At 44.4% G+C, this 6,524-nt stretch carries 4 protein-coding genes; all 4 read left to right on the forward strand.

The annotated features are described in order from the left end of the window. Positions 1 to 16: 16 nt before the first annotated feature. From H6797_05945 to H6797_05960, 4 genes are read left to right on the forward strand one after another with little or no spacing between them, the layout of a single operon-like run. Positions 17 to 3,226 carry a hypothetical protein gene (locus H6797_05945; GenBank protein ID USN96570.1) on the forward strand — a complete coding sequence of 1,070 codons (3,210 nt, stop codon included), beginning with the start codon at positions 17 to 19 and terminating at the stop codon, positions 3,224 to 3,226. After that, the gene (locus tag H6797_05950; protein ID USN96571.1) at positions 3,223 to 3,690 is read left to right on the forward strand and encodes a hypothetical protein; all 468 of its coding nucleotides are present in this window, start codon (positions 3,223 to 3,225) and stop codon (positions 3,688 to 3,690) included. The genes H6797_05945 and H6797_05950 overlap by 4 nt, the downstream gene beginning before the upstream one ends. Further along, on the forward strand, positions 3,690 to 5,060 hold the full coding sequence (locus tag H6797_05955) for a hypothetical protein (protein USN96572.1): 1,371 nt from the start codon (positions 3,690 to 3,692) through the stop codon (positions 5,058 to 5,060). Before H6797_05950 ends, H6797_05955 begins: the two co-directional genes overlap by 1 nt. Before the next feature lie 11 nt (positions 5,061 to 5,071). Next, positions 5,072 to 6,499 carry a hypothetical protein gene (locus tag H6797_05960; GenBank protein ID USN96573.1) on the forward strand — a complete coding sequence of 476 codons (1,428 nt, stop codon included), beginning with the start codon at positions 5,072 to 5,074 and terminating at the stop codon, positions 6,497 to 6,499. Positions 6,500 to 6,524: the final 25 nt, after the last annotated feature.

Genomic DNA, 6,524 nt, shown 5'->3' on the forward strand with positions numbered 1-6,524 from the left:
TAGGGGGTAGTAGTTTATGGCCCTGACAACAAAAGGTGGCATCCCAGATCAGGACAATGGCAACCACAACCCATCTGAATTTGACTCAAGTGATACTGCTCGTGGCTTAAGCCAACTCGAAAACCACCCAGACAATCCGTCAGATGACGACTCCGAACAAGGTATTCAAAACGCAGAAAATTTTGCCAATAGCGACAGTAGTAATGGCAACCCTTTTGATTCTTATTACAAAAAGAAGATGGGTGGCAATAAGAGCGGTCAACATATTGATACTCACGGTGACACCGTACAAGACAACCCTAACGCTGATACGCCAAACTTAAAGGAGAGGGAAGAAAATCCAGGATCTCTCTATAAGTCCGGTGAGGAATCGTCTGTTAATCCGAAATCGGGAGGACGTTGGAAATCAAAATTTTTATCGAACGCTAAGCGTTATGGTGCAAGCGGTGGTGCTGCCGGTTTAGTTATCGGTGGTTTTTTCGGAGTAAGCGTCATCATGGTGCCGGGGTCTCTGCTTGTAACCATCGAAAAGGCGATTACTAATGATAGTTCTGATTCAACGCGAACCAATATTTCGTTTCGTCGAGCCTATGTCTCTAAACTTTTTAATAAGGGAAATTCCAGCACGGGTTCAAAGATAGAAGACAAGCTGACTAGTATGAGTGAAGGCCAAAAAGCAAGATTCGAAAAAGAGGGCTTTAAGGTAGAACTGAATACAAAAGGCAAGATAAAATCCATGAAATTCCCTGATGGCACTTTAGTTAAAGATGGCGCTTCCTTTAATAGTCATGCCGAGAATACAGTCGAAGGTAGACGTGCAACCAGTAACGTACTCGACGTTAGGTCTGCATTTTTTGAGAATCAAAAGTTCAAGGATGTACTTAAAAACTTCAATATCGAGAAGGGGAAACGCCTTAAGCCATCTGAAGACGCTGACCCCGCGAAGCGTAAAAAAGCCATCGATGAATCGTTTGATGAAAATACAAAATTAAAGGCAGAGAATACGAGTGATCCAAAAGCTGTAGATAGTAGGGTTAAAGACCTAGAATCAAAAACAGTTGAAAGTAGCAGCCTTAAATCAAAAGTAACCGAAATTACCGACAAAGCAGGAAAAGCCGCTCTTGCCGCACTTCCGATATCAACCGTCTGTGCATCTTATAATGTCGCAAGATTGACGACCGCAACCATAAAGGCAGAATGGATTTATCAGCTTGTTAGTTTTGCCTATCCGTTCGTGCGGGCGGCAGCCCAGATAGAGGATCAGGGTGACATCGAACCGTCAGTCGTAGAAAATCTAGCTAATCGATTAACGTGGTATGACCCGAATAAAACCCTGCCAAGTCCAGATCCATCATTACCAGGATCAAAAGCGGGTGATCCAAATCCAAAATATAATTTAACCGCCATGGATTCGCAGGGATTACAAATGGCTATATATGGTGATTTTTCTGGCTTAACTCAATTTGCTAAAAATTACACCTCTTGGGGCTGGGAGGTTAGTGTTAATTCTATTGCCAATAAATACATCAATCTTGTGCGAAGTGTTGCTGGTAGTAAACAAAATGTAAAAGATATCTGTTTGGGCGCAAAACTCGTTAACGAAGCAGCTACCATACAGTGTGCCGCAGGACCAGTTGCAGCCGCTTTATGTGTAGCGGGCGTACTTGTACTACCAACGGTTGGTAAGATAGCCGCTGGAGCACTGGCGGCCGAACTCGCAAAACCAGCGCTGGCATTTCTTGCTAGAGTTGACCTTTCCTCTACTACTCAGGGTGTAGATGCTGGTAATGCTCTTGCAGCTGGCATCGGACTGCTATTATCCAACTCAACCCTAGGCTCTGGATTGCGCCCGGTTGGCGGCACTTCAAAGGCGCAAATGTTACAAAAAATAAAAGGATTCATCGCTGATACGAACGAAACAAACTATAAATACACAACCCAACTTGCTCTCGATGAAGCTAAAAGAAACCAGTTTGACGTATCAAACCAATATTCGTTTATGGGTCAAATAGCTTCTCAGTTAAACCCTTATCTAAATGGAGACGGAACTTTCTTTAGCAGGATTGCTAGTATGGTGCGTGTTATTGGTACGTCATTTAGTAAATTACCGACATCGGCTAACGCCTTATTTAGCCAACCTTCAAATATGACACTCGAAGATGGGATTAATGGGGACCCAGCATCTAATCGTATAAATAAATGCGCGGACCAAGATATGGAGACTATCGGTGCGGCATGCGATTGGTCTGGGAGGATAATTGGCTACACCACCAACAATGTCCTTCAGGGATTAAATCAAATTGCAAACAATAAAATCGCAGGCGGTTCGGATATACTCACAAAAAGTATTAATTTCATGATAAACGACAAGACGGAATACAGAGATCCAACCACTGGCGTCTCAAAGACAATAGACGGTGATATTAATCAAGATACTGGCGAAACGATTTCTCATTCAAATTTTGAAAATTACATAAAATACTGCGTTGAGCGTAAGAGTCCTAATAATGGAACTGTTCCAATTGGTTCGTCGGTAGAATCAATTGCCGAAGATGACGGTAATTGGTTTGACGGTGAACGATGTCTAGGTAAAGATAATAAGGATCAAACGATGCTCGACAGTTTTGCTACATACTACAACTGGTGTTACGTGCAGTACGCTACTGCCGAGCGGATGACTGATTGCGTGCATAATACACCAGAAGCAAACAATGCAGCTAATGTATCGAGCGATTGCGGTGACGGCTCAACCGGTAGTATTTACTCTTGTGCACTACAGTTCGACCCTTACGCGTATTCCTACGGAGCTGGTCACGATGAATATGGAAAAGTTTCCTGGTATCAAAATTTTAAAACGAATACTCCCTCACCAAACTCTAATCCGTTCGACTGCTCGAGTTTAGTTATGGCATCAGTTGTCGCAGCGTTCGGACACGACATACCGGGTATGTCGGCACCTAGCAGCTTTCATGACACCACGCATTGGCAAAAACTTCCCGATGGAAGCGCGCAGCAAGGCGATGTCATAGTCTGGAACGGTCACGTAGAAATAATTAAAAGCAAAGATGGCAACGGCTATACGACGTTTGGTGCACACACCCACCACGCGAATAATCAAGAGGCAGATATTAGTGGAGGGAGTTATGGTTTACATGGAGAAGGTCAAGGCGACGCCTATGACGGAGTTTATCGATACGTAGGTCCGGGAGCGAGTAAATCAGTATGAAAAAACGAATTATTATCGTCGCGGTTGTCTTGATTCTTGGCGCAATGGGAATATACTTCTTTATTTTGCATAATAAACAGTCAAGCGAAGAAAATACGCCGACAAAAACGACCGTGCCAATCGGCGAAACAGTAACTCCAAATAAAACACCCGACGGTACACCTACGAAAACTCCTGCTTCCATACCGCCGCCAACGACGCAACAATTATATGATGTGATCACGCAAAACGATGCCGTGCCTATAAAAGAAAATGGGCAGCCCGATTTTGGCATTACGAATGTTAAACAACCTCTGTCAGGCTGGTTTATCGTGACGATTCGCAAAAATGGTCTTGAACCAGCAAAAGTTATATTAAAACAAACGGGTAATTCCAGTAGCCCACTAACGGTCGTGGCAGGTCCCGGCACATCCTTCCCGCCGAGCGATGTGTCTCTTCCTGATGCGGTAAGGAGGGCGTTGTAATGAAAAGTAGTTCCCGCGCCAGCGACGTATTACAAAAGATGAAGATTTTGTTCCTGTTGTTTGTCTGTGCAATCAATGCCAATATGTCACCACTCGCACACGCCGTAAATGCAAATAGCAACCAAGAAGCGGCAGATCTTGAAAGGCGATACCGTGAAACGAATGACGTTTTATATTATGACCATAGTTGCTCCAGTTCGAGTTCTAGTTCTTCTAGTTCGGCAACGGCCGGACTTGGCGATGCCGGCGGTTGTGGAGTCAATGGCGGTAATGACCCGGCAAACGTGAATCAAGTATGGACATATCTGGTCGGGCAATTCGAGGCAAAGGGCTTTTCGGAACAAGATGCGCAAAATGCAGCTGCTGGTGTTATGGGTAACTGGATGCAAGAAAGCAGTCTTAATTCCTATGTTTCTGGTGGTCAGGGTTGCGGTAGTAGTGCAGCTTTTGGTATCGCCCAATGGTGCGGTGATCGTATTACTAAGGCGAAGGAATTCATTGCATCACAAGGAAAATCAGAGGATTGCCTTGGCGCTCAAATCCAATATGCATGGAGTGAGTTAGAGGGTGGATATTCTAGTGTTATCGATAACATGAAAGGTAAAAGTGCGAGTGAAGCCGCATTGATATTTGACCAACAGTTTGAAAAGTCGACCGATCAACAACATGGTAATAATAACCGTGAAAATAATGCTGCGAACATTTTTGCCGTACAAACAGGAGCAGCACCCGCAAGTACACTTGGTAGCAGTACGCCAGGCGCAGGATCTTCAAGTAGTTCCAGTTCGTCGTCGTCATGCGGTTCGGCAGCTACTGATAATGGCGAGTGTCAAAACCCTTTTCGAGATCTAAAGAATTCAGGTGTATCGAGACTCGACGGCGGTTATGATTACGGCGGGCCAAGCGGAGAGGGACCGATATATGCAGCTTGTCCTGCAAAAATCATATTAGTGCGCACTTCAGGTTCCGGTTGGCCAGGATTAGGAACTAGTAGCGGAGGGGCATACATCAAATATCAGATGACAGCAGGCAAGGCAAAAGATCTCTATATGTTCATATCAGAAGACTGTACACCAAAGGTCAAAGAAGGGGATACTGTCGACACCAGCACTCCTATTTGCTATTACAAAGACCAGGGCACACAACTTGAAACAGGCTGGGCCTCTGGTGGCGGGGGAACGGGATATGTTGAGTGGTCGGATTACAACTCGCATGGCGGCGGCAACTGGGCATCTAACTCGGGTGTTGATGTCGATCAATTTCTACAGTCTCTCGGATTGCCGCACGACAATGTCAACGCCGGACCAAGTACGACAGGCGTCCCGCCAGGATGGCCGAAGTGGACCACGGGAGGTAATATAAATGATTAAGGATATACAGTATGTCTCCGACTAAGCAACGAACGATACTTTTCTATACGGTCATGGGTATATTTGCAGTGGCAGCGATTTGGGCGTTATTTCTGTACTTTACATCGGCAACGCTTACGATCACGACAAACAGCGCTTCAAATACAATCCTTGTCCACGAAAACAGCCCGACAAAACGCAATATCGAATTAAATCAAAACAAAAACCAGGCAAGCGTACAGGTAGAAGCCGGGAATTATACTGTGACGATTCAAAATAAAGCCACCTCCACAAGTCAGATCGTAAATCTGAAAATGGGCGAGCGTAAGTCGATAATACTCAACCTTGAAACCGCAGAGCTGGGGGTAACTACACCTTCGGTCGTCACCAGCCTGGGCGCTGGAAATATCACCGCCGCAAGTGATCACCTGACTTTTATCGACAAAAACAATCCTAATAGACCGCTATACACCGTGAATATAGCAAATCGCACCTCATTACTTGATGGCGGACACAATTACACTTCCGTGAAGTGGGCGGATCCATCATTCGGTATTGGTCTCGTGACTTTTGGTTCGGTGAAATACGGTCTCGTAAAAATAAGCGGGCAAACAATCACCAACATTACGTTACCGTTCACCGCGACAAAAGCAATTACCTATGCAATATCGCCGAACCGTACTTGGTATATCTCCGACGGTAGTATCGTTTATAAAGCAAATGGCGACGGATCATTTACGAAAATATATACGACAAATGATACCGTTAGGGTTGAATCTGCTTCAAACAATGCCGTTCTACTTACGCATCTTGCAAAAAATTCCATTCGTGTCGACAGCTTAATATCGCTTCATAGCGATGGGACGAAATATCAAATCGAAGGTGAGTTATATGAGTCAGTGTGGTCGCCGCTTGGTGACAAACTTGTTATCAGTAGTGATGACGATACTGGTATATACGACAGTACTCTACATAGTCTATCTCCACTACCACGTGGTAATGTCATTTCTCCTGTTTGGCTTGATGATACGACACTGTTTTATGTCATCGGTAGCGACGTCTGGCGCTACGACACAACGAGTAAAAAGGCGAGTATTGTGACGTCAGTCGATAGTTCGGTTGGTTCATTCTCTTCAATAACACCCGATAACAGTGGAAATTACCTCTATATATCCGTATACCGTTCAGGTTTTACACAGCCGACCTTTGGACTCGATCGAATCAGTTTAAAGGGTAAACCTCTATTAAACACCACGACAGCAGGTCGCTTGAATATTATATTTCCTCATGTCGACAGTATATGTACCATCAACTTTATGAATTTCACTTCAATTAGCGTACTTATTAGCCAAACAGCTACCAATCAAAGTTGTTATGCGACAGCAAAAAATGCAATCACTGACTCTCGGATTCTCGATGCTTCAGTAATCTCAAAACTCAATTATCAACGTATTCAATAATAGATAGTATCATAAGTCCAATACT

The organism is Candidatus Nomurabacteria bacterium (assembly GCA_023898645.1).
In the GTDB taxonomy this organism is placed as follows: Bacteria; Patescibacteriota; Saccharimonadia; order Saccharimonadales; family Saccharimonadaceae; genus UBA2112.